16 protein-coding genes and 1 pseudogene are annotated in these 24,999 nt (G+C 44.8%); 6 read left to right on the top strand and 11 right to left on the bottom strand.

What is annotated here, in order from left to right; translation table 11 throughout:
* Positions 1-188 precede the first annotated feature (188 nt).
* From L1271_RS18290 to L1271_RS18260, 7 genes are all read right to left on the bottom strand, one after another.
* Positions 189-704 (bottom strand): hypothetical protein, encoded by a 516-nt coding sequence (locus L1271_RS18290; protein ID WP_235368469.1) that lies wholly within the window; start codon positions 702-704, stop codon positions 189-191.
* Positions 705-812: 108 nt separating this feature from the next.
* Positions 813-3,485 (bottom strand): TonB-dependent receptor, encoded by a 2,673-nt coding sequence (locus L1271_RS18285; RefSeq protein WP_235368468.1) that lies wholly within the window; start codon positions 3,483-3,485, stop codon positions 813-815.
* 74 nt (positions 3,486-3,559) lie between these two features.
* On the bottom strand, positions 3,560-4,603 hold the full coding sequence (locus L1271_RS18280) for a FecR family protein (RefSeq protein ID WP_102058303.1): 1,044 nt from the start codon (positions 4,601-4,603) through the stop codon (positions 3,560-3,562).
* A 23-nt stretch (positions 4,604-4,626) separates the two neighbouring features.
* Complete coding sequence (locus tag L1271_RS18275) at positions 4,627-5,202, bottom strand: RNA polymerase sigma factor (protein WP_010375741.1); 576 nt, start codon at positions 5,200-5,202, stop codon at positions 4,627-4,629.
* Positions 5,203-5,289: 87 nt separating this feature from the next.
* A complete protein-coding gene (locus tag L1271_RS18270) occupies positions 5,290-8,034 on the bottom strand; it encodes a family 20 glycosylhydrolase (protein WP_235368467.1) in 2,745 nt (914 codons plus the stop codon).
* A 142-nt stretch (positions 8,035-8,176) separates the two neighbouring features.
* Entirely contained in the window at positions 8,177-10,462 is a 2,286-nt protein-coding gene (locus tag L1271_RS18265) for a beta-N-acetylhexosaminidase (protein ID WP_235368466.1), read from the bottom strand.
* Positions 10,463-10,688: 226 nt separating this feature from the next.
* Entirely contained in the window at positions 10,689-13,211 is a 2,523-nt protein-coding gene (locus tag L1271_RS18260; RefSeq protein WP_235368465.1) for a TonB-dependent receptor, read from the bottom strand.
* Positions 13,212-13,939: 728 nt separating this feature from the next.
* Here L1271_RS18260 and L1271_RS18255 point away from each other — a divergent pair.
* Positions 13,940-14,578, top strand: a complete 639-nt coding sequence (locus L1271_RS18255) for a hypothetical protein (RefSeq protein WP_235368464.1) — start codon at positions 13,940-13,942, stop codon at positions 14,576-14,578.
* A gap of 121 nt (positions 14,579-14,699) precedes the next feature.
* On the opposite strand, the gene L1271_RS18250 is transcribed toward L1271_RS18255, so the two are convergent.
* From L1271_RS18250 to L1271_RS24980, 3 genes and pseudogenes are all read right to left on the bottom strand, one after another.
* Entirely contained in the window at positions 14,700-16,925 is a 2,226-nt protein-coding gene (locus tag L1271_RS18250; protein WP_233525260.1) for a sensor domain-containing protein, read from the bottom strand.
* A gap of 348 nt (positions 16,926-17,273) precedes the next feature.
* On the bottom strand, positions 17,274-17,618 hold the full coding sequence (locus L1271_RS18245) for a VOC family protein (RefSeq protein WP_010603872.1): 345 nt from the start codon (positions 17,616-17,618) through the stop codon (positions 17,274-17,276).
* 34 nt (positions 17,619-17,652) lie between these two features.
* Positions 17,653-17,816: pseudogene (locus L1271_RS24980) on the bottom strand (GTP cyclohydrolase FolE2); the annotation flags it as partial.
* Positions 17,817-18,050: 234 nt separating this feature from the next.
* On the opposite strand from L1271_RS24980, the gene L1271_RS18240 reads away from it, so the two are divergent.
* From L1271_RS18240 to L1271_RS18225, 4 genes are all read left to right on the top strand, one after another.
* Positions 18,051-19,847 carry a glycoside hydrolase family 3 protein gene (locus L1271_RS18240; protein ID WP_102058296.1) on the top strand — a complete coding sequence of 599 codons (1,797 nt, stop codon included), beginning with the start codon at positions 18,051-18,053 and terminating at the stop codon, positions 19,845-19,847.
* Positions 19,848-19,859: 12 nt separating this feature from the next.
* Entirely contained in the window at positions 19,860-20,660 is an 801-nt protein-coding gene (locus L1271_RS18235; protein WP_102058295.1) for a D-glutamate cyclase family protein, read from the top strand.
* Between the two features lie 9 nt (positions 20,661-20,669).
* The gene (locus L1271_RS18230) at positions 20,670-21,398 is read left to right on the top strand and encodes a 5-oxoprolinase subunit PxpA (protein ID WP_039496314.1); all 729 of its coding nucleotides are present in this window, start codon (positions 20,670-20,672) and stop codon (positions 21,396-21,398) included.
* Positions 21,399-21,460: 62 nt separating this feature from the next.
* Positions 21,461-21,991, top strand: coding sequence for a GNAT family N-acetyltransferase (locus tag L1271_RS18225; RefSeq protein ID WP_102058294.1), 531 nt, complete (start codon positions 21,461-21,463; stop codon positions 21,989-21,991).
* A 366-nt stretch (positions 21,992-22,357) separates the two neighbouring features.
* Here L1271_RS18225 and L1271_RS18220 read toward each other — a convergent pair whose 3' ends face one another.
* Positions 22,358-22,771 carry a VOC family protein gene (locus tag L1271_RS18220; protein ID WP_102058293.1) on the bottom strand — a complete coding sequence of 138 codons (414 nt, stop codon included), beginning with the start codon at positions 22,769-22,771 and terminating at the stop codon, positions 22,358-22,360.
* Between the two features lie 166 nt (positions 22,772-22,937).
* Between L1271_RS18220 and L1271_RS18215 the strand changes: the two genes are divergently transcribed.
* Positions 22,938-24,956, top strand: coding sequence for a S9 family peptidase (locus tag L1271_RS18215; RefSeq protein ID WP_235368463.1), 2,019 nt, complete (start codon positions 22,938-22,940; stop codon positions 24,954-24,956).
* Positions 24,957-24,999 lie beyond the last annotated feature (43 nt).

Genomic DNA, 24,999 nt, shown 5'->3' with positions numbered 1-24,999 from the left:
TGCGCCTAAATCAATAGATACAACTTATCGTTTAGGGCCGCTTAAAGTGTCCAAACACAGCTAGCTGAACGTCAGCTATCATGGTAGCTGTTGAACGCCGATATTTACACAGAGCCCCTTCAAAACAGCTTGATTAAATGTCAACGAAGACACTTAAACCCACTATCGCCTTGAGTTTTGGCAAACCACTACACCTCACTCAAATACTGGATCATCCGTCCTGAGCGTTTCTCTTCTTTAAAGTCACAACTGGTTAAACGATATTGAACGAAGTTGTCTGTTAAGCAGCGGGTGTCGTGGATATCGCCGGGTAGAAACACTCGGCAATCGCCGGCTTTGAGCGTGTCTGTTCCTCGGGATACAAGGTGGGTTTCGCCGTTTGCTGTGGTGATGGGTTTGTATGTTGTCATTTCCATTTCGCCGGATTGCACGGCATAAAATACCCACCCTGCGCCATGATCATGGGGCGGGCGGTACGTGCCCTTTTCTTCGGCATGGACTAGCAGCATAAAACCATAGTCAGGGTCTTGGTAGAGTGTTTTTGATGCTAGTCTTTCACGCATAATGCTCGCAAGCCAAGGTTCGTGCGGTGGAGACTGAGTAAGTTCGCTTAACAATTCACGTACTGTCACTGTGGTACTTGAATTTAGCCCGCTCCAGTTGGCTTTTATATCATTGACGATTTTATCTAAGCTATTTTGCATTGCCTCTGCCTCTTATCGTTTGGTCACTGTCATTCGGTTAAGTGGAGCATACAACTTCAAGTTCACTTTAAGTCAAGGATAGAATTACTCGAATAATAGCGGTTTTGTTTAAAACTGATAACTTAACGAAAGTTTGATGGTGCGACCAAAAATGGGTCTAGCGTAAAAAATGGCCTCTTGGTGGCTTAAATCATCCCTAGGATTTCCCTCAGTTAGCCCCATAGCATTGGTGAGGTTTTTAACCTCAAGCTGTGCGCTGAGCTGTTCATTAACTGCCAACTCGGTAAATAAATCCCATGTTTGATAGGCTGGTAAGGCAAAACGATTAGCGATATCAGAATAGCGTTTACCAACATACGACCAGGTGATAGCCGCGGTAATAGGTCCTGCTTTGTATTCCGGCGTTAGTCGTAGTTGTAACTCCGGCGTGCGTGTTATTTGATTGCCATTAAATTCGCTTTGTGGCAATTGCTTAGGAATGCCATAAAACCCAGCGTCTTGCCACACACCTATCGCTCTAAATTGCAAATCTGGACTATATTGATAGTCAAATTCGAACTCCAGCCCTCGTGTTTGGGTATTGATTGAAACGGCTTGTTGAGTCGTAGCCGCGCCGCGATATACCGTAAGCGGGAGCGGATCAAACTTGGTTTCAAATAACGCGCCACTAAACTGCCAATCAGCGGTTTGATAACGCAGTCCAACTTCACCTAACGCCAAGCGAATGGGTTGACCAAAATCTTGTTGTACGCGCTCTTCTTCACTTTTAGCCCACCCGCGGCCATTGCCGTAATTAATGAGCCGTGGCATTTCAAAGGCGTCGGAATAACGTGCAAATATCGCCATAGCGTCGCCGATTTGGTAATTTGCGCCAATACTGAGCGCATTTTGCGTAAAGGAATCACGTAAAGTGGTAGCCGGGAGGTAGTGAGAATAAGTGGCCTTTGATGAGTCTGTGTACGACTTTACCCCTTCAAGTAGTGTGCTGGTGAGATTCAGATGTTCATTACGAAGTGCCAAATCAACTCTAAGGTTTTCAGTGAGCTGCCAGTCAATATTGGCATACAGCGAATGTGATTGAGACAAGCCGCTACCGCTTAAATAAACGGGACCGGCGTAAGATAAAAAACCTTGCTCGGTAAAATTGGCAATCACATTTTCTTGCCCATCAACCAGTACGATGTCCAGCCGTTCTGGTTGATGCTTTACATCCGTTAGTAACGCGCCAAGCCATTTATCTAGTGGTAACTCGTCGAAATCACTTCGAGCGTAAATATGGCCGAGGGTCAGTGACCACTGCGCGTAGAGATAGTCCACACTAAAATGATTTACCAGCTGCTGTTGCCTGTAACGTGAATATAAAGGATAACTAGCAGTCACGAGACCATTACCATTAAGCGTTGCAGGGTTGGCAACTAAGGTGTTATCTGAATAACGTAAGTATCGAGGGCGCAATGCGCTATTTGCAAAGTGGCGTTTAAATTCGGTGATATCAGCGTGTTGTAATCGGCTTGTGGCGTCGACTATGGTTTGGTTGCCCAAATTCATTAAGGTATACAAATCATTGTTTAGGCTTGAAAATCGCGTACGATTGCTCAGGTTAACGTGTTCAAAAAGCGGCGTATTAAATAGTAAAGTGTAGCTATTTAGGCGTGTTTGCTGAGCGTCTTCTAGGTCACGCTGCACGCGTCCTTCCGGAGTGAAGAAGGTGAGCGACCTGAGATCGTCGCTCAGTAGCGTTCCATCGTCATAAGGCAGGCTCGCCAGCTCTCGAATTTCGCCGCTATTTTGCATCACTAAAGGCGCGTAAAAGCTGGTTTTATCGTTTAAATGTTTATAGCTAAAATCAAGCTCAAATGCATCGGTTAACCAGCTCAGGCGCGCACTCAACTGTCCCCCTAAATCGCTTTGATAGCCCGGCTCCCGAATACCGTCGGAAGTACGATAAAACCCGCCTACCGTATAAAACCATTCATCATTCAACGCTCCGCTAAACACGCCATCAAAACGAGTGTAGTCATAGCTCAATCCCTGACTCACTTTCACTAAGTTAAAAGGATTTTCTGAGCCTCGCCTGCCGATATAGTTCACCATTGCCGCAGGCCCGTTCACCGTAAAAATACCGCTACTGCCGCCACGCACCGCTTCAATGGCTTGATGGGTTAGGTCTGGACGTAAAAAAAAGTCCCCCCAAATACCGTCATAGGTCACGGGCAATCCATCTTCCATCAGGCTGATAAATCTAAACCCCTCTCCACCTCTGAGTCCCCTTGGCGCAACATTATTGTTAGTTTCGCCACCCGAGTCTTCAACCCAAAAGCCGGTGATATTTTTGAGCGCTTCTGCACTGGAATACGGTGTTTGTTTTTCAAGTTGTAGGCTTGCAAGCTGAGTGATTGAAATAGACGAGTTTAAAATGCTACGGTTTTTGCCGCTTACACCCGTTACGATAATGCGCTCAAAGTGTTGTGCAGACTCAAGTTTTTTAGGAGTCACAAAAATACGCTGCTGCTCTGGGTCTAGGGAAAAGTCGTAGGCGGCTTGTTGAAAACTGGTGAGCAAGACTTGTTCGAGGGTGTAGCGGCCAGTTATCTGCTCAACGCTAATGTTATCTGGAATTTCGGCTGCACTTAACTGCCAACCACTTTGCGCAGCAATATCGAGTAAACGCTGCTGCAAAGTCGCTTTAGGCAAGTTAAATTGATGATCCGTGGTAGCAAATGCAACGCCACCAAACCATATTAACCACGCTAACAGCGGGATTAATAGCTTGAATAACATAGTTTAAATCAATGTATTTATTATTGTATAAACTTTGTACCACTTATGTTGTGACTTTGCTATGACACTTTTAGCTAATTTGCGATTAGGGTGTATTCCTCGCCTTTTTGCATCACGGTGATCGGATAAATTTTTTCTAAACTGTTGATCCAATCGCCTATTTCAGTGGTTAAAAAGGTGCCGTTGTAGGTCAGTTTTGCTAGGCGTTGATCGCTTAACTTCACTTTGATTTCGCTATATCGCGACACATCATTAAGCACATTGCCTAATTCTGCGTTTTGATACACTAAGTAGCCTTTTTGCCACGCCATGGTCAACGCTTCACCCTGGGCTTTACTGCGGGTAACTTCGCCTTGCTGTGTGACTTCTACCGCTTGCCCTTGGGTCAATTTGATCGCTTGTTGCTGAGTCACAGCCACACGGCCCTCAAGCACATCGACTCTAATTGAAGCCGGATTGGCGCGAACATTAAACACTGTGCCTAGCGCCTCAACTTGGTTGTTTTGGTAGCGCACGATAAACGGTCTCTGCTTGTCTTTACTCACGCTAAACAGCGCCTCACCTTGATACAACAGCAGTTCTCTTGAAGTGTTGCTGTAGCGAACAGCTAATTGGCTATTGGCCCCTAAATCAACCTGACTATTATCATCAAGGGTAATGGTGCGATGCTCATTGACCTTAGTTTGAAAGAACTCGCTGTACACTGTATCGACTGGTGCTGGCTTCGCACTGGCAACAGGTGCTTGCTGTAGTGGCTGCTCTGGTGCCATAAAAGTCACCAAACTAACCAGCAGCAAAGTCGCGGCAATCGCAAGATACCAAGGCTGAGCGCGGCGTTTGGACTGTGGCTTAATGTCAGTTGCAGCCGTGGCGTTTTGTGCATCCAGCTGTGCAAGCTGCTGAGTAACATAGTCATCGTCAAGTTGGGCTGAAAGCGTCCAAAGCTCCAACATGTTGTTGAACACATCACTGTGTAGCGGATTTTCAGCTAGCCAAGCGTTTAGCGGCTGTGGATAGTGAGTGCTGTCATGAGGTGAGATCTGCTGCTCGTCTAAGACTAATAACCAATCAGCGGCTTGTTCTTCAATTATTGCTAAATCGTCAGATAATGGAGTCATGTTTATATCCTTAACACTCATGATCAAAGCTCATGCTGTAACTGCTGGTAGCAATGACGAACTGCACGTAATACATATTTTCTTACCATACTTGGGGATATCTGTAAGGTCAAAGCTATCTCCTCATAGCTTTGACCTCGTATTTTATACAATAAAAAAGCCAGCCTACATTTGTCGGGTAAGCTTGCGAGAGACTTTTCCATTTCTTTAAGTAGCTCTTGGTTGTGGTGGTTTTGTTCAGGGTTAGCACTTGCGTAAGGTTGTGGCATTTGATCGCTATCGTGCTCACGGTCATCAAACGGGCTACGCGCTTTACGCCGCAGCTTATCAATGGCCAAATTGGTTGCAATTTTATACAAGTACGCGGCGATATAGTTGCTGACATTATCCTGCTCAAGTCCAAGCAATTTTACAAACGCCTCTTGGGCAACGTCTTCCGCCTCACGTTTGTCTAACCCTTTGCCCATAATGTGGCGGATCAGCTTTTGCTGTTGTTTTAAAAACAACTCCTCTACCTGTTGACGACGTGCAAGGTCGTCGTTTGCAGCTACCGTAGTGGTATCGACTGCTTTACGCTTAAAAGATAATAACGGTGGCATGAATACGCATCCTACTCTTCCATTTGTGTTAGCGCGCAGCGAACCCATAAATTAATAGGTTCGCTGGCGTTGCTTAAACCAATTTGCTTAATTAACCGTTGCGACTCGGCTTACCTTGCCCGAATCACTCACCGTTCTGAGTTGTACTTTAGATGACGCGGTCAATGTCACAGGCCCTTCATAGCGATGCCATGTTACGCCTTGGTCAATCGAATACTCCGTAGCCATGCCAACAAACCGGGTATTGACGATTAACTTACCACCTTCAATCGCGCCTCCAGGTAATGGAATACGATAATTTACCCCGACCTGCTGTGGTATTTGAGCATTAATATCGACCACTTGGTAATAGTCCAATAGTGGTAGAGCGTATTGTCCTAAAGTGTTGGTAAAGGTGTGCCAAGCCTCGGTAGTCGCTGTGCCTTGCTCTGGCATATCTTGCACCCATGCACGCTCAGCGGCCCCCAGTAATTTCGGGAAAGTCATATAATCAAGAATTTCTGGTGACTTTTGGTTTTCGCCAAAAAGTTGCGCCTGAATACCTTGAACATTTTGTTTACCCGCTTCGCTCAGTAACACCCATTTCGGGTCCCACGGTACTAGGTTGCCCAGCTTGTCATGCTCGGCGTTAGCGTAGATATTAAACGGACGATATTCAAACGCCTTTTTGGTATCTGTGTAACCTGCCCAGTGATAGCCAATTTCATCAGGATGTTTGTTATACGCAAGGTCAAGATACAAGTTTGTCGCATGGGCCAGCACGACTTTATGACCTTGGTTCGCAAACTTGTAGGCCTGATGTTCATTGCCCCAACCCCACACGTTATTCCAAAACACGGGGAATATCTCACCGTAACTTACATTACCCGTACCATTGTGCGATAACACATCGCCCCAAGTTGCCATATCAAAACCATGCTGATTGACTATCTGTTTCCAGCGTAAAAAGAAGTAGTCAAACAACTCTGCATCGGTTTTGCCCGCCGTAGCTGGGTTTTGATCGACCGCTGGAGATTGCGCCCACCATTCATTCGGACCTAAATGTGGCAGCTCGTCACCACCGCCATGCAGCCGAGTCAATGTTGCATCGGGCACGGCATCATAAATGGCGCGTGTTTCTTTCACCACATGGTTGAGGAAAGTAAAAGTGCTCTCAAGTGCTGGGTTCACAAAGTTGTCGGTATAAAATTGTGGGGTGTAATACTGCGACTGGTCGAGCGGATCAATCAATCTAAAACGGTTTGCTTCAACTGGGTCGCTATCTTTGTATTTGTTGTAGCGATATTCCATCGCTTTGATTGCCGCGCGCGCATGGGCTGGAAAGTCATATTCGATGATCACATCAATATGACGGTCAGCGGCATACTGAAGAATTTCTTTAAAATCATTCACCGTGTAGTAGCCCCAGCCTTTACCGAGAAAGTTTTGCTGAGCAATTTCAAAGCCCTGATAACTAGGCGCGGTGCCTAAGTTTGCTGCGGTTTCATCCGTGGGCTTATTTTCAATCCCATCTCCTGGTGCAAAACCATTGGCAGCTCCCATAAAAGTATGCAGCATCGTGCTTTCGCTCAGGTCATATCCCCGCTTTGCCCCAAACTCGGTGAGTTCAGGAATACCCGGTATTTCTAGTCGCCAACCTTCATCGTTGGCAAGGTTAATTTCAAATTTGTTTAACTTGTAAAATGCCATCAAGTCCAACAACTTAAATACCGCTTCTTTGCTTTGGAAATTACGCGACACATCCAGCATCATGCCTCGATATTCAAACCGTGGTGCATCCAAAATGGTGCTCGCGGGTAGTACGGCATTGTCGGACAAAGTGGCTGAGTTTTTAGCCGTTTTATACACAGCGGTGGGGATCATCTGACGAAGTGTTTGAATACCATAAAACACCCCTTGGGCGTCACTTCCGGTAATGGTGATCCCCGAGAATGCATCGACCTCAAGCTTATAACCACTTGAGTCCGGCTGATTGTCTTGATTGGTATCGAGATTTGGGTCTAGCTGCAACTTGATAAGGTTTGGGCCATTTTGCACAGTGCTATTAATCGCAAATGTGCCGCTCAGAATATCGCGTAGCGCAGTTTGTAAGAAAGTGGCTTCTTTCGCCAATGAAGCTGGCGCTGAAATACTGGTTAATTGGCTCATCAAAGTTAAGAATTCATCATTCGGTGTGACCACTGAATGGGGCTGAGGAACCAAGCGATTTTTTAGCGGCAATGTCATGTGCGTCGCGCTGTTTTCGGCGAATCGGATGGCGGACGTTTGCACCGGCATATTATCGTTAACCGCTTGCTTTGTTTGTTTTGGATCGCTTGGGTTCATCATCACGTCCACCAGCACAGCTTGAGGCGCTTGATTATTGTAGCTAATGTGAAAACCCGACGGTGAGTCGTTTTTCAGCATTTGCCAATACTGTGCAACGATTTCAATAGTACGAGATTCACCCGGTTGAATGGGGGCAAAACCCGCTGTGGGCTTAAGTACAAAGTAATCACCACTTTTTGCGTCATCGGCATTTTCTAAACTTAGATTCTGTGCGGCGATATGCTGGCGCGCATACTGACCATTTGGATCTGAGTCTGGTAGTACGCTTGCAGGCGGCCTTACCGAGCTAAAATAAAGCGCCCAGCCAGACTCACCCAATGGCTCAAAACCATTATTAGTAATCGTCAGACTGCCAAGAAAGATATTCTCTCCAATGCCATGATCCACGACTTGCCAGCGTAATGCTAAGTTATCAGGATGAGGATGTGCGACGCTATAGTGGCTCGCAGTCAACAAGGCTAAGCCTGACAGTGAGGCAGTAATTATCTGTTTTTTTGCAAACATGTTGGCTCCTAAAATATTGTTATTGTTCGGATAGAGCGCGTACTGCTGCCACTCTATCTATGTAAACGTTTGAGCCGAGGAAGTTGGGAATGGAATCATAAATAATGCCCTAATTACGTATTTAGTATTAGGGCTGGTGTGATTAATATACCGCTATTTCATCGATATACAGGGGAAGTTTGGGGATTTGAATATCGTCAGATTGCTTACTATTAATGGCCACCACCTTTAAAAAACGCACACTTACAGGAGCAAACGACAACACCGACATTGGCCCACGAGGATTATTAACCTCAGCTAACGTTTGCCACTGCTGTTTATCACTTGAACCCTGCACTTGAATATGTGTTGGCGGGTGCAATTGTCTATGTCGCCCGCTGTCAAAGCCCAGCTTAACCTGCTGCACTTGCGTTGACGCATCTAAGTCAATAACCGCCTCAAGATCGGTATCGTAAAAAATCGCATAATCATCAACGCTGTAAAATTGATCATAAGCAAATTGACCATCCTGCAGCTTAGTCGCAGAGCCTTCGGCAGCTAACGAGGCAAGCGTTATTTCTTTTCCAAGTGCTAAATGAGGTGAAAGCGTTAAACGCGCATCGCCTACCAGTTGCCCTAACTCGCTTACATAACTGCGGGCGCGAAGCTGCGTTTCGTCAGTTATCACTAGTGGCTTTTGATATTGCTGCGATTGTAGCGTTGGCTCGCTGCCGTCTAAGGTATAGTAAATAGCCGTGTCGGCAATTTCAGAGGTAATGGTGGCGACGAGCTGCTGCCCATTAATCTCGCTTGAAATAATAGGCTTATGGCTACTATAAGCGGTATTGAGGTGCATCTGCTGGTAGCGTTTTAAAAGCGCGGGTAAACGATATTGGCTGTAATCAGACCACGACTTTTGTGTTTTATCCGACCACAATGTTTCGGCAAGCGCACTCAAGCGCGGAAACAGCATATACTCGGCATGACGAGGTGTTTTTATATATTCAGTCCAAAGTGCCCCTTGCGCACCAATAATAAAGGCTTGTTGCTCAGCAGTTAAGTGGCTGGGCTGTGGCTCATATTGATAAACGTTTTTTAGACTTGAAAGCCCGTGGATGGCTTTGGGCTCGTCAAGATTGCGCGATTGATAGGCATCAAAATAAATATATTGATAAGGACTCATGATCACCTGATGGCCCATTTTTGCAGCTTGAATACCTCCTTCCGTGCCCCGCCAAGACATGATCACGGCGTCATCCGCCACCCCTCCTTCTAATATTTCATCCCAACCAATTACCGTTTTGCCAAGATTTTGGACGATTTTAGCGACCCGTTTAATAAAATAGCTTTGCACTTGCTCAGGTGTGGTTAACTGATGCTGTTGCATCAACTTTTTCACCTCGGGGCTTTCTAACCACTGCTTTTTTATCACCTCATCGCCACCAATGTGGATATATTGGCTCGGAAATAGCTCGGCAACCTCTTTGTATACAACACCAAGAAACGCAAACACGTCTTCACGGGGACATAGCACATCTTCAAAAATCCCAAACTGCGGCTGTACCTTCACTGCTAGCTGGTGGCAAGATAACTCGGGATATGCGGCAAGCATCGCACTGCTATGCCCGGGAATATCGATTTCAGGGATCACTTCAATATGTCGCGCCTGCGCATACTCAATCACTTCCTTAATTTGCGCCTTGGTATAAAAGCCCGACACCGTTTTATTATCAAACAATGGTTGATAATCATAGGTATGACCAACCACGGTATGAGGCCGCGTTGCCCCAATTTCAGTTAATTTAGGGTACGCATCAATGGCAATTCGCCAGCCTTGATCATCGGTTAGATGCCACTGGAAGACATTGAATTTATGCATCGCCAGCCAATCGATATAACGCTTCACAAACGCCACATCGAAAAAATGCCGACTCACATCTAAATGCATGCCACGGTATGAGAATCTGGGCTGATCTTTTATTTCTACCGCAGGTATTGCCCAATTCGCCTGATTGATGGGCATACGCGACTCTATCTCAGCAGGGAGTAATTGTCGCAGTGACTGCATCCCCCAAAATAATCCGGTCGCAGTATTCGCTTGTATTTCAACCCCTTCAGGTGTAACGCTCAGCGCATATCCCTCTTGAGATAGCGGTGCATCGACAATCTTAAAGGCAATACTATTTTTAGTTGTGCTATCAGCCTGAGACACCGGCAACTGATAGCCCGTAGGCGAGCGCAAAAAGGTCGCTAATTGCTGCGCAACGCTTTGAGCTTGCTGCTGGTTAAAGGTAATTTTACTGTCATGGGTAAGGTTAAAGTGACCATTACCAACACTAGCACTCAGTGGTTTTGGGGTGATTTGTAGCGCTGCACAAAGTGGTGTGAGCAACAAAGAAAACAGTAATAAACTGCTTTGCAAAAATGTATAAAAGACACTCTGGTTCATAAATAACTTCCTGAGAAAAGCCCGCTTTTAGCGGGCTTGAGTGAACTAATGAGCACTGGGCAGTGTGCAAATTAGCAAGGGAAATACAGGGTCTAATGACCTTTGCTATTTAATTTTTGTTCCCCTGAGTGAGTTTTGGTCGCGACGGTCGACTTGCTACATAGTGGGCTGAGCAAAAAGTTAAGCAACAATGAACTAAGCGCACTCAGGTGAACCCGATTAGGCCCTAAAAATTCAGCGTCAGCGAGGCGCTGATGGTGCGTCCTAAGATCGGCCGAGCATAGTAATAGTCGTATCCTGCTTGAACATCGTTAATGGCCCGCGGGTTTCCTTCGGTTAACCCGAGCTCATCACTAATATTTGTCGCTTTCACATGCAGCGCAACCGCGTCGGTAAACCGATAATTCACCCCCATATCGATTGTGGTGTAGGCAGGGAGCTCAAACTTATTCTCCCCATCTGAGTAACGCTCCCCTAAATGGTGAATAGTTAAATAGATATCACCATCGTCAAAGTAGTAGGTTGGCGTTAACCTAAGCTGCACTTTGGGTGTGCGCTTCACTTGCTTGCCTTCCCAATGTGCAAATGCTCCGGTAAATCCTTCCATTTTTGGGTCTTGCAACACGCCAGTCAGCTCAAGCTGTAAATTGTCATGCGCCTGCCACACGGTTTCAAACTCAAGACCATCGGTGACAGTGTCTATCGTTTGATTCGCCACTTCACCATCGCTGCCGGTAAAATTACGTTCCACTAAGTCATTAAATTTAGTTCTAAACAAGGTCAGTGATGCACCAATTGAATCACCAGCATAGCGAGCACCCAACTCGCTAAAGGTTAGATTAACGCTGTCATTAAAGTCGGCATCAACCCCTGAGTGAATATTCTGACCGAAGCTCATTAACCTTGGCATTTCGAAGGCGTCGGCATAACGACCAAATACTGACACATCATCCGAGAAGGTATAATTGAATCCCACCGTCCATGCGGTTTCGGTTTCGCTACGAGTTTTTGACAGGAATTTGTTTGACGGCATATCGACGTAATTGTTGGCAAGATTGTTATCTATGTCATTACCAGCGCTGTCAAAAGCGCCCGCAACAGGCTGTGCAAATGTGGTTGCGGAGGCGGTGCTATCTAGCTCCAACCACTCAATCCGTACACCACCGTCAATACGAAGGTTATCGGTTGCTTGATATTGTTCATTAATAAATAAAGAGTTGGAAGTACTGGTACCAAAAGCGGTTGCCTGACCCCAACCAGGAGCATAACCTGTTGAGCCATGGTCGGTTAGTTGACCAACCACTTGCTGATTGCTGTTAACCGCAACAATATCGAGTAATCGAGCATTGTCTTTTACTTCCGTTAAAAACTGCGATTCCCATTTATCAACTGGCAAGGAATCCGCATCTACATAGGCAAATAACCACCCGATGGTCAGCGTGTGCTGATCACCTTCATAGGTGAAATTGAGCTTATTAACAAACTGCTCAGCATCGTAGCGCGAATAAAGCGGGTAGCTTGTGGTGACTAAGCCGTTTCCGTTTAAATTGCTAACATCTGTCAGTATTTCACCACTATCGACGTATCGGTACCGTGCGGCAACGGCGCCATCACTGGCAAACTGGTCCAGCATATTTTGCACATCTTGCTGCCCAAGTCGGGTATTGGCATTGACGAGCGTCGAGTTATCGAAGTTAAGCAAAATATACATGTCGTTTTCAAACTGTGAGTAACGGCCAGCTGTATTGAGTAGCCAACGGTCGCTTAACTCCCAATCTAAGTGATAGCCTATGGTACTAAACTTGGTATGCTGCCCATCTTTAAGGTCTCGTGTTTTATAGCTGCCATCAGGCTGTAAATAGTGTAAAAAGCGCTGACCATTACCAATTAAGGTGCCATGCTGTGGGTCGACACCAGCAATGCCTTTAGGGTCACTTTGATCTCTAAGCGGAATAGGCACAAAGAAAGTGGTATGGTCATTGAGGTGTTTGGCAGACAGCGTGAGTTGGCCTTTGTCAAACTCACGTACTAAATTGAGTCGAAGTTGGCCGCCGTGATCTGCGGTAAACTCTGTGTCTCTCACGCCATCAGAACGACGATAAGAGCCACCTATCGACATTTTCCAGTTGTCACTAATGGGCGTACCATAAAAGAACTCGCCGCGATACATGCCGTAATCGGCAGCGGTTAAGCGGATCGTTGCTTCTTCAATGTCATCCGGTTTACGGGTAATAAAGTTTACTAACGCCGCAGGGCCATTGGTAGTAAGTAGACCTGAGGTGCCCCCACGAACCGCTTCCATATGTTCAATCGTAATATCTTGACGCTGATAAAAATCAACCCAAACGCCGTCGTACACCACAGGTAGCCCGTCTTCTTCAACGCCGATGTAACGGAAGCCTTCACCGCCACGTAGTCCTCTAGGCGCAACATTATTGTTGGTTTCACCACCTGAATCTTCAACCCAAAAGCCTGGCACGCTTTCCAGTAGATCCGCCGTACCTAGCGGTGCTTCTCGCGCCAACTGCTCAGCGTTTAATGTGGTCACTGAGACCGATGATTCCAATTTAGTCTGGCCGCGCCCACCGCTGCCAGTCACGACAATTCGCTCAAGGTCGAGTAGTTTCTTTTTTTCTGTAGTTTCTTGCGTCTCTTTCGCTTGTGCAACCGCAGTGTGCGAACCCAATAACGCGCCACTGATAGCAAGCGCAATAAGATGTTTGTTATAACGAGATGTATTATTGCTCATGGTATTCCCTTCATTCTTGTTGTTGGCAGAGCAAGTGAGTGAAGCTCTGTAAATCTATAAACGAACGAAGGGAAAGTTTTAGGAATATTTTTTTAGCTAAATTGATTTACCAAATGTTAGTGCGTACTTAAACATTTCTGTACCCAAATTATTTTTGGTTTAAGGTTTGGCGCTTAGTCTATTTAAATATTTTTAAAAATATAAAATTAGTGAAGTAACTTTTTGATACTAATAGATAAAAAATGATATCGCCAAAAATTATTGCTTCACTCTAAAAAATTACTGTAGCCTACCATTTGACAATTGCAATTTATAGAACTATACGCGATAAACTCATAAGGATAGAAAAACTCCTTGATGAGCTGTCCCACGCGTGCATATAAGCAAGGTAAAAGATTTTCCATAACATGCAGATTTCAGTGGGGGTTTAACCCGAAATTTTGTACAATTTACGATAAGGAATTCTTTTATGAAAGTATTATTCACCTTAACTATATTAGTATTCAGTGCCTGTGCATTGGCAACTCACACTACAAACGAGCCCTCCGTTCAAGCTAAAGCTGAACTAGATAGTTTACTAATTAAAAATAACCAACCAGCTAGTTTAAACTTGTTGTCATCTAGCAGAACTCCTCCTTCATGTGACTGGAGTGAGTGTGTTGATAATTGTGATGAAGCCCGAAAAGATTGCCTAAAAGGTAGCAATTCTTCTAATTGCGGTCCTATTTATGAGCGTTGTAAAAAGCGCTGTAACAAGCGCTGTAAATAGGGGCTGGAATTATAAAATGATCTATATAGGATATGGTATATTTGCTCTAGTACTGGGGTATTTTATTGGAGCTTCAAATACCCCAGTCGTTGCTTCCTTCTTTGCTATTGTCGCAGCTTTATTAGGGACTATTTTTGGAGTTATTAAGATTGAGGTTAATTCACCTAATCAGAAAAAACTTAACTTGCTGGGCATATTAATTTCAATATTTTCAACATCATTACTCATCGGCGCAATCATTGGGGAAAAATATAGAAACTATGAAACACCAATAAAACAGAAAATAGTTCCATGGGAGAGAAGACAGGCTCCTTCTAATACATATGAAGCGCTCGACTGGATAATAACAGCTAAGAAGCTCTCAGCACTTGGTTATAATACAAGTCAGATAGCAGAGTTATATGAAATTAGATTAGTTGAGAAAGCAAGGTTAGAAAGAATCATTGCTCAAGAAAAAGAAAATAGAAATGATTATTATCCATCTGAAAATACAGTTATATATAACCAATCAAATCCATTTCACACCATGCTTCCAGATAATTTAACAGCACCGAAAAAATCCCCTGCAAGAGGCCCTGCTAGTGAGACAGACAATTAAACCTACTTTGTCTTCGCATCAGAATCTACATGTTCCAATCCAGAAATTAAGCGGTGTTATGCATTTAGCAGATGATGCACTCGGGGCTTGAATTTGCGTACCATTAAAGAAACCGTTAAATTTAGTTTTGACCTAATCTGCGCCGTTCTATACTCATATGGGTACTGAGAATCGGGGTGATCTCTGACTCTGGGGCGGGAGCAAAAAGGTGGTTGCCTTGAATAAGGTGACAGCCATTGAGATTAAGAGACTTAGCTTGCAACGCGGTCTCAACACCTACCGCTACACATTCTACATCCAAGCTCTTTGCCATCTGTACAATCAATTTTGCAATATCATTTTGTGAGGCAACCGATTGAGGGGTCGCAAGGAAAGCCGGTGGAATTTTAATGGTTTCAAACGTAAGTTTTTGCAAGTACAGCATGCTGGTATGCCCAACACCAAAATGATCAATTGAGATCCGCATACCAGTTTGCTCTAATTCCGCCATCACTTCCGGTGCTTTATCAAGTAGCTCTATCAGGTCAACTTCTTTGATTTCTATTTCAATTTGCCGAGATGGCAACTGATGTTGTGCAGCCTGCTCCATAAAGTTTTTTATTACAGTTTTATTGGTGAGTTCAGCAAGCGAAAAATTAAAGCTAACCACGAGATTATCGTACTCGTAAAACCATGTTTTCATCGCCTTGAAAGCTTGTGTTCTGAGCTGTTGCCCAATTTCTACCATCAGATCGCCATCACATGCCGCTTCAAAAAAGTCTTCAGGTACCAACAATTGTTCATCTTGCTGCCACCTTGCGAGCACTTCAAGTTTTTTAATCTTGCGGGTATGCGCATCGACAATAGGCTGGTAATAAGGAATAAACTCTCGATTATCTAACCCCTGAATGATCCGACTTTCTTGCACTAAGCGCTGCTCCGATTCGTGATCTAGGCGTGCGTTATAAAATTGAAACTCCGTTTGTGTGGCTTTTTTAGCTCGATACATTGCGGTATCAGCATGCTTTAACAAAGCTTCCGTGTTGTCACCATCATCAGGGTAAATTGCAACGCCAGCACTCACCGTGGCTTTTAGACTAACTTGGCGCAAACAATATTGTCCATTAACGCTACTCAATACTTTACTCACCACCTTACGTACATATTTTTTATCTTGGATCCCGTCAATGAGTAACACAAATTCATCGCCCCCCATTCTGGCAACGGTGTCACATCCTCGAATTTGCTGAGTTAATCGGCTCGCAATTTCTTTGAGTAATAAGTCGCCATAATCATGCCCCAGTGAGTCGTTGATTTTTTTGAATTTGTTGACGTCAATAAATACCAAAGCAAATTGGTGACTCATGCGCTTGGCTCGTTTACAAGCCTGCACTAAACGGTCATGCAGCAATAAGCGATTGGGTAGCCCAGTTAATGCATCGTGATGAGCAAGGTGATTCATTTTTTTCGCCATCAATCTCGACTCTGTCACATCTTGAAAGACCATTACAGTGCCAAGGTAGCTGCCATCTTTAGCTATAATAGGAGAGAAGGAATCTTGGATAGCAAAGGTAAGACCAAGATGATTGGTGATGGAAGTGAGTTCAGGTAAACAAATGGTATGGCCTTGCTTTAGGCAAAGTTCAGGGAATTTATTGACTGAAGCTTTGGTTTCTTCGTGATACATAGACATCACATCATCAAATCGCCGCCCGACCACTTCTTCATTTAACATCGCGAGAATGGCTTCTGTGACAGGGTTAATATAAGTGATCACGCCATTTACGTCTGTACAGATCACGCCATCACCAATAGAGCTCAGCGTCACTTCGAGCAATTCCTTTTCTTCTTCTAGTGCTTGAGCGAGGCGGTTTTCTCTGTTGCTAGTATTAAAATAACAGAGATACCCTGTAACGGTATCCGCGACTTTAATTGGTAAAGTAACAGGACTAATAACTTTGCCACTGTGTTTAGTCGTGCAATTACCATAACTTTGCATAACAAGCGCTTCGAACATGCTTGTTGCACCACTCTTCCCCTCACTATGGATGTTACCGCTCACAGCGATTAAATTTTCAAGTTTTAACCCTATTACTGTGCTGCCAACACCCAGTATGGATTGCATTTGGTCATTGGCTTGTAGAATAACGCCATCGCTGTCTAACACCGCTTGTGGCACGGTAGAGTCATCATCAACCATAATTTTTTTAGTATCTTGAGCTTGCCACCAAAGCAGTGCTACAAACAAAAAAACTAAAGCGATGATGATGATAAAAGTCACTGGTGACAGTAAGAATAAGCCCAATTTATCGGCCATAAGCATGGTTAAGGAGAGTAAAATACCAACAACTAAGAATATCCGTCTCATTGCCTAATCAAACCTAAGTATGGTGATGATGCGTTTAGCGGTGTTTTGTACAATTATTGCCCTTACTATCGGCACTTCTACGCTGAATCTAAACTCGTTAGATAAGTCTATCGGCTGATTACGCAGTAAGTAGGTATCAAACACAAAAAGATGCTTGCATCAGTGTTTAATAACTATTGTTCACAATAGCAATGAATTCAAGTTTTTATCTGTTCTGAAAACGAAAGATTATTGCAGTAAAACCTCAGTATCTACGTGTGCTGTAAAGGGGCTTTACAGCACTTCGGCTGGTTATTTAAGCTGAGGTTTGAATAAGGTATGTGTTAACTAATTATTTTTAAGCTCAGATTATTTAGACCACACCGCAAATTCATTGCCGCTCGGCTCAATAAAGTGAAAGCGACGACCGCCAGGAAATTCAAATATAGCCTTGCTTATCTCTCCGCCCGCTTGCTCTACTTTGCTTTGCACGGCTTCCAATTCATCGCTGTACAACACTACGAGCGCTCCACCTTGCGCTTGTTTAGAAGACACATCGGCTCGGAAAAAGCCGCCATCAAGGCCTGAATTTGCAAACGCAATATAATCTGGCCCGTAAGATTCAAATTGCCAATCAAACACCTGCTCGAAGAAAGCTTGTGTTGCTACTAAGTCTTTTGCTGCTAATTCTACATAGTTTATATGGTTGTTCATTTTTTATTCCTTTTAAAATCTGTGCTTCATTTATGCTGTTATCGCCTAGGGCCTGTTGACCTTTGCTGTTTGATTTTTGTTCTCCTGAGTGTGTTTTGGTCGCGACGCTCGACTTTTGCCTAGTAATCTAGGCAAAAGTTGAGCAACAATGAACAAAGCGCACTCAGGTGAACCCAAAGGGCAGCGCTTGATTAGCATTTCTACTGTGTTCTCGCCTGACTCACATAGAATAACTATGCTACGCAGGCTCTACCTTGTACAAATTCCAATCAAACTGCTGCAAAAACAAACTTGAAAGAGCAACAGGCCCTAATAGAAAGCATTTTGTAGTCGCTTCTAAATCAATGTTAAAGTGTAGGCAATTTTATTCAGCGTTTATTATTGATTGTGCGATTATTATCTCTGCTCACTACTTTAGGAACTATCACATTCATGAGTTTCATCACTTCAGCTCACGCAACAGCAGCACAAGTGCCACTGACCACTTCGCAAATGCTTGGACAAAAGCTTATGCTCGATTTCCGCTATTACTGCGGTGAAAGCAAAAGGCCAAGTGGAGATTGTAGAGCAGCGATGACAACTTTACCGCCTGAGCTGTCCGAATTAATTAGTAAATATGACATCGGTGGCGCTATTTTGTTCGCCGAAAATGTGCAAAACACCGCGCAAATCGTCAGTCTAACCAATGCTTTGCAAAGTGCGGCACAACAAAGTAAAAGTCAACTTCCTTTATTTATTGCCATAGATCAAGAAGGTGGCCGTGTTGCGCGAATAAATCGTGAACAAGCAACGTCGTTTACCGGCAATATGAGTATTGGAGCAACCTATCCAAAACAGGGTGATACTTACGCAACCAAAGTGGCAAGCGCAATTGGAAAGGAGCTAAATAGCTTAGGGATCAACGTAAACTTCGCCCCAACGGTAGATGTGAACAGCAACCCGAACAACCCGGTGATCAATGTGCGTTCATTCTCGGAAAATCCAAAAGTGGTCGCCAAATTAGGTCTTGCTCAGGTAAAAGCATTTGAGGCCGCAGGCGTTCTCTCTGCGCTAAAGCATTTTCCTGGCCACGGTGATACACATGTTGATAGCCACACGGGACTACCTCGTGTTGATCACGACCGCGACAAAATTAACCAGCAAGATTTATTGCCCTTTGCCGAGATAATCAAAGCATCGCCTCCTGGCATGATAATGACTGCCCATATTCAATATCCGGCGCTCGACAACAGTAAAGTTGTTAACTCTCAAGGTGAGAGCATGATAAGGCCTGCGACTATGTCTTATCAGATCATGACACAACTACTGAGACACGAGTTGGGATACCAAGGCGTGACCGTCACCGATGCGCTAGATATGGCTGGGATCAGCGACTTTTTTAACCCAGTCGATGCGACAATTGAAACGTTTAATGCCGGCGTGGATATCGCGCTAATGCCTATTGCTATTCGCAATCGTGCAGACATCAAACGCTTTGAGCAATATATGGCTCAGCTAGGCGAAGCACTGGATACCAATAAACTAAACCAAGCACAACTTAGCAGTTCTATGGCCCGTATCGCTAAGCTCAAGACAAAGCTGCCGCAATCGAGCGCTTCTTTGGCCATTGCCAATTCAACACTGGGTAATCCAAGCCATCGTCGCTTAGAAGCAGAGCTTGCACTAGCGGCTATCACCGAAGTAAAAAATGATGGTGTATTGCCGCTCAGAGATAACGCACAAGTTGTTCACCTTATCATGCCTGACAGACAAAAATGTTTTGCACTGGAGCAAGCGTTACAAACATACAGCAAAAACTCGCTCACACTTTCTTGTACAAGCCTACAAGCCTACGACCCAAACATTGCACATGATGCAATTAAACAGGCCGACGTGATAATCGCCGCACATGCATCACCACCGCAAAGTGCGGTAGAAATTGGCGGCATGGACGATGTAAAAAAGTTACGAGAGCATGGGGTGGCGCGTAATGTACAACCTGAGGCGCTGAAAGCATTACTGCAATACGGTCAGAAACTGGGTAAAAAGCAGCTATTTATCAGCCTAAGAGCACCATACGAAATTAGTACCTTTGGCCCTCTTAGTAACGCAGTATTAGCAAGTTATGCTTATAATGTAGACGTAAATCATGATAAAAAAGTAGCTGGGCCTGCCTACACGGCGCTGGCCAAAGTGATTTTAGGAATAGCGAATGCGGAAGGTTCACTGCCTGTTACAGTAAACCACTAATTGGAGGAATCTATGGATCCCAGTGCTTCTTTAAGTGCACCACATGCAATAAGAAAATTGATCAAGGATGGTGATTATACGGGCCCTACTAAAGGGTTCGTGCCTGGGTTCACACAATGTAATGTGATTATTTTGCCACAAAGCGAAGCATATTCATTCTTTCGCTTTTGTGAGAGTAATCAATCTGTTTGCAAGCTAATTATTCCGCCCAGCGAGCCGGGTAATTTTAACTTTGACACTTTGGGGAAAGATATAGACATTCGCTACCACCTCCCCAAGTATCAGATTTTAGAGCATGGCCAGCTCGCCCAAGAATGCCATAATATAGAAGAGCACTGGCGCGACGATTTAGTTACCTTTGCTTTTGCCAGTTATCTTTCTTTTGATAACTTACTCGCGCAGTATGGAATAAACCCGCCATCGGCGAATCCAACCACGCCTTTACCACTCTACATCAGTAATCTGCCTTGCAACTCTGTGGATAAGTACGAGGCGAATCAAATATTGGCGATGCGCCCATTAACCAAGCAAAATCTTATTAGTACCATTCAAGCGGCAACGCTGAGCCGACTTCCCTATGCGTTGCCACTTCATTTTGGTGAACCTAATGAGGTCGGGATCAAAGATCTGAGCAAGCCTAATTTTGGCGAGCCATTGATTTGTAAAGAGGGGCAGCTTCCGGTTTTTTGGGGTTCCAGCCTAACAGCTCAGTTAGCCATAGCAAAAGCGGCACCTGAGTTTTGTATTATGAATAGTCCACACCATTTATTGGTGACAGATAGACAAGATTTAGAGCTTGCAGTAACGAAGTAGGAAATAAGCATGTTATTAAATTGCGACTTGGGTGAAAGCTTTGGCGCTTGGAAAATGGGGTTAGACGAACACGTAATGCCACATATCGACATGGCCAATGTCGCTTGTGGTTTTCACGCAGGAGATCCTGATGTACTCGCGCAAACACTAAAGCTGGTCAACACGCATCAAGTGACGCTTGGCGCACATCCAAGCTATCCAGACCGCCAAGGGTTTGGCCGCCGCTCAATGCAGCTCTCTGAGCAAGAGATAATCAACGCCTTACATTACCAAATTGCCGCAATTGAAGGGATGGCAAAGGTGCAAGGCTTAACACTAAATTATGTAAAACCACACGGCGCACTTTATAACGATATGATGAAGTCACAAAGGATATTAAGCTGTGTTATCAAGGCCATTTCACACTATCCAAGTGAGCTTAAGTTGATGGTGCTAGCCACTGCGCAACAAGCAAGTCACCAACAACTCGCCGACGACTATAATGTATCACTGATTTTTGAAGCCTTTGCCGATAGGCTGTACACCGATGAAGGCTTACTGACTCCCCGCTCTGAAGCGGGCGCAGTGCATGACAAATCAGCACTACTTGCGCAAGTTAAGCAATTACACCAGCAAGGCAGTGTCACGACTGCAAGTGGGAAGTCACTTTCCTTACGCGCCGACACCTTATGCGTTCACGGTGACAACGAGGCGAGCATTGCCTTAATTGAAGAAATAAGAAACGTGATAAATCAATAATTTGTGATAGTCTGGCCGTACATGTTTAATAAGTGAAAGTTAACTAAGCGAAAGGACTTTACATGCAGCTCACAACAGAAAGACTTACCTTAAGACCTATACTTAATACAGATTGGCCGCTATGGTTAGAACTTCATCAACAACCAGATGTCATGCGTTTCATCGGTGAGATTACCGATGAAGCTACGCTGCGTGAAAAGTTTAACCGTGGTTTAAGCGCCGGACTTGGGCAGTGGCACAAAGAAGATAACACCTGGCTCACCTTAGTGATTGAAGAAACGGCCACAGCGACCCCAATCGGGCTACACGGATTTTTAAGTATGTGGGCCCCATTTCAACAGGCCGAGTTAGGTTTTATGCTTTCCCCCGAATTTCAAGGAAAGGGTTACGCCTTTGAAGCTTCTAAAGCCGTCATTGATTTTGCCTTGCACGAATGTAATTACCACAAGCTCATCGCCACCGTTACCCAAGGAAATCATGCCTCTCACCATTTACTCAAAAAACTAGGATTTGAGCTTGAAGGCACGCTAAAACATAACTTCCAAATTAACGGTGAGTGGGTAAATGACGAAAAGTTTGGGTTGCTAAAGTAACCTGAGCTTCGGATAATTAATGCCTTTCTAGCAGCCAGTTTTAGCGCTAACTGCGTTGAATTCACTTCCAATAGCCAACTATTGGTGCGTAAATTTGCCTTGCCTACAAGGATGTAGGTACCAGGGCGGTAGCAGGACGCGAGAGCGGAGTTATCCCTAAAACTCTCTGGCTAGATAAGAAGATAGTTTAAGGTGATTAAAAAACAATGAGTTAGCTCATTCCTTATCCAAACCTCAGGTTAAGTAATAACAGAGCTGTACTCACCAAATGAGGGCGGATCATTTGTTTTTAAAAACGCTAGATCTCCCTCATTCTAACCACCCGCTATAGCTATAACATGGGTAACACTCATGCTTCTTAGCAAGTTAATCACTATTACGCTCAGAAGGCAGATCACTCATATATTCCACAAACTCAATTTCATATCCAGCTGGATCAATAAAGTAAACGTTTTTTCGGTGTGGATGCTGCGCCCCGACTTTATCGACCGCATAACCCGCTTCGGTTAGCCTATTAACGACACGCTCGATACTTTGAACCACATAGGCAAAATGTGCCAAGCCGACTTGGTGACCTTCGAGTGCTCTGTTGTGACCCTCACCGTGATCGCTAAACGCTATATAATGATAGTCATCACCAAAGTGCAGCCATGTTCGTGCTTTGCCGTACCACTCGCCTTGCCCTTTGCGTCTAACTTTCCAGTGAGGAAATGCGGCGCGATAAAAGTGAAGCACCTCTTCTAGGTCGCTAACTACCAAATTTACGTGTTCTAAGTACATATCATCCTCTTCATTATAAATTTCGTTAACTGCTGGCAACGATAAAACCGCAAGCTAAGTTGAGGTAAAGCACTTTTTTATAGACTTTTAATTTGTTCACCGCAAAGAGTTGATTAAGCTGCAATATGGCGCATAGTGGAAATGATAATTAGAAACAGGATAAGTCATGAAATACTTTCTAGCAGGCGTCGCGATTGCGAGCTCAGCTTGCACTGTGCAAGCCGCATCGCTTGAGCCAACCGATATATTTAATCTTGAATATGCTAATCAAATTGACATCACCAATGACGGTGACAAAGTCTTCTTCGTGCGCAACCGCATGGATATCAAAAGTGATAGAAAAGTCGGTAATATCTGGTCTGTAGACCTTGCTACCAATGCAATGCAGCCAGTTACCTCTGGATTGCACATGGATTATTCTCCTGTGCTGTCGCCTAGTAATGATCGCATCGCTTTTGTTTCTACTCGCGACGGTAGTAGCCAAATTTATGTGAAATGGTTAGCAACTGGTGCCATTGCCAAGATCAGCAATTTAGCCCATGGACCATCAGGACTGCATTGGTCCCCAAATGGTAAAAGCCTATACTTTAGCCAGTTTGTTCCCAGCCAGAAGGCACCACCGGTATCTGTTGCAGGGAAACCCAAAGGGGCAGAATGGGCAAAACCACCCGTATTTATCGATGAGGTATACTATCGTGCCGACGGTGCTGGTTATACCGAACCGGGCTTTAATCATATTTTCAAAATTGACGCCAACGGTGGCAATGCAAAACAGTTAACCTCAGGCAACTTTGATCATGGCGGCGAACTGAGTTTTGCTGATGACGCAAAGACACTGTATTTTTCGGCTAATCGCCACAAGGATAACCAGTTAAACCCAACCAACAGCGAAGTCTATAAGCTAGACCTAAACTCGCTTGAAATCACCGCGGTAACTGACCGAGTTGGCCCAGATAATCACCCCGAGGTGTCACCTAATGGCCGCTATCTGGCTTACCTTGGTTATGATGATAAAAAAACCAATTACGAGAATAGCCTACTCTATGTCAAAGATCTCAAATCCGGCGAAACCAAAACCTATGCAGCCGATTTAGATAGAAGCCTTGCCTCTGTCACTTGGGCCGCCAACAGCCGTGGTGTCTATGTAAGTTACGACAGTGAAGGGAAAACCACACTTGGCTACCAGCCGTTAAAAGGGCGTTTTGAGCAGATAACGGATGCCATTGGTAGTGTTAGTTTTGGTCGCCCCTATTCAGGTGGTGACTATGCCATCAGTGATCGTGGACTAGTGGCTTTTACACTTGCAGATACCCAGCGCCCTGCCGATGTCGCAATTGTAAAACGCGGCGAGCCAAGACCAATTACAAAGCTTAACGAAGATGCCCTTGGCGATAAAACACTGGCAAAAGTTGAAGAAGTTTGGCTAAAGTCGACACATGATCAACTGCCAATTCAAGCTTGGGTCGCCTACCCTCCAGGGTTCGATAAATCTAAAAAGTATCCGCTCGTACTTGAGATCCACGGTGGCCCAGTTGCAAACTATGGCCCACATTTTAGCGCCGAAGTACAACTTTTTGCCGCCCAAGGCAGCGTCGTGCTTTACATGAATCCACGAGGCAGCGACTCCTACGGCAAAGAGTTTGCTCAAACTATCCACCATAACTACCCAAGCCATGACTTTGACGACCTAATGACAGGTGTCGATCACCTGATTGGCGAAGGCTATATAGACAAAGACCGCTTGTTTGTTACGGGCGGTTCAGGTGGCGGCGTACTCACTGCGTGGACTGTCGGTCACACGGATAGATTCGCAGCAGCGGTCGTAGCAAAGCCGGTGATTAACTGGTATAGCTTTGTATTAACTGCAGATTTCTATCCATTTTTTGCGGACTACTGGTTCCCAGGAAAACCATGGGAGCACATGGAACATTATATGAAACGCTCGCCTATTAGCTATGTGGGTAATGTAAAAACCCCAACCATGCTACTGACAGGTGAAGCGGATTATCGTACGCCAATTTCAGAAACCGAGCAGTATTATCAGGCGCTTAAGCTACAAGGTGTAGAAACAGCTATGGTCAGAATTCCAGATGCCTCACACGGAATCACCAAAAGGCCATCCAACCTGCTAAACAAAGTGGCTTATATTCAGTGGTGGTTCGACAAGCACGATCCGAAGAAATAAACAGGATCCCAACCAAGCCGGGGCAGCCTTGCCTCGGTTTCTT

It is taken from the genome of Pseudoalteromonas sp. OF5H-5, assembly GCF_021530695.1.
GTDB lineage: Bacteria > Pseudomonadota > Gammaproteobacteria > Enterobacterales > Alteromonadaceae > Pseudoalteromonas.
Note: the sequence above shows the minus strand (reverse complement) of the source record. Positions and strands in the feature narration are given on the sequence as shown.

Coding starts and splice junctions, on each gene's coding strand:
- L1271_RS18280 (WP_102058303.1), bottom strand. CDS start 4,603: ATGACTCCATTATCTGACGATTTAGCAATAATTGAAGAACAAGCCGCT.
- L1271_RS18290 (WP_235368469.1), bottom strand. CDS start 704: ATGCAAAATAGCTTAGATAAAATCGTCAATGATATAAAAGCCAACTGG.
- L1271_RS18235 (WP_102058295.1), top strand. CDS start 19,860: ATGGATCCCAGTGCTTCTTTAAGTGCACCACATGCAATAAGAAAATTG.
- L1271_RS18240 (WP_102058296.1), top strand. CDS start 18,051: ATGAGTTTCATCACTTCAGCTCACGCAACAGCAGCACAAGTGCCACTG.
- L1271_RS18220 (WP_102058293.1), bottom strand. CDS start 22,771: ATGTACTTAGAACACGTAAATTTGGTAGTTAGCGACCTAGAAGAGGTG.
- L1271_RS18285 (WP_235368468.1), bottom strand. CDS start 3,485: ATGTTATTCAAGCTATTAATCCCGCTGTTAGCGTGGTTAATATGGTTT.
- L1271_RS18260 (WP_235368465.1), bottom strand. CDS start 13,211: ATGAGCAATAATACATCTCGTTATAACAAACATCTTATTGCGCTTGCT.
- L1271_RS18270 (WP_235368467.1), bottom strand. CDS start 8,034: ATGTTTGCAAAAAAACAGATAATTACTGCCTCACTGTCAGGCTTAGCC.
- L1271_RS18275 (WP_010375741.1), bottom strand. CDS start 5,202: ATGCCACCGTTATTATCTTTTAAGCGTAAAGCAGTCGATACCACTACG.
- L1271_RS18245 (WP_010603872.1), bottom strand. CDS start 17,618: ATGAACAACCATATAAACTATGTAGAATTAGCAGCAAAAGACTTAGTA.
- L1271_RS18255 (WP_235368464.1), top strand. CDS start 13,940: ATGAGCGTTGTAAAAAGCGCTGTAACAAGCGCTGTAAATAGGGGCTGG.
- L1271_RS18225 (WP_102058294.1), top strand. CDS start 21,461: ATGCAGCTCACAACAGAAAGACTTACCTTAAGACCTATACTTAATACA.
- L1271_RS18215 (WP_235368463.1), top strand. CDS start 22,938: ATGAAATACTTTCTAGCAGGCGTCGCGATTGCGAGCTCAGCTTGCACT.
- L1271_RS18230 (WP_039496314.1), top strand. CDS start 20,670: ATGTTATTAAATTGCGACTTGGGTGAAAGCTTTGGCGCTTGGAAAATG.
- L1271_RS18265 (WP_235368466.1), bottom strand. CDS start 10,462: ATGAACCAGAGTGTCTTTTATACATTTTTGCAAAGCAGTTTATTACTG.
- L1271_RS18250 (WP_233525260.1), bottom strand. CDS start 16,925: ATGAGACGGATATTCTTAGTTGTTGGTATTTTACTCTCCTTAACCATG.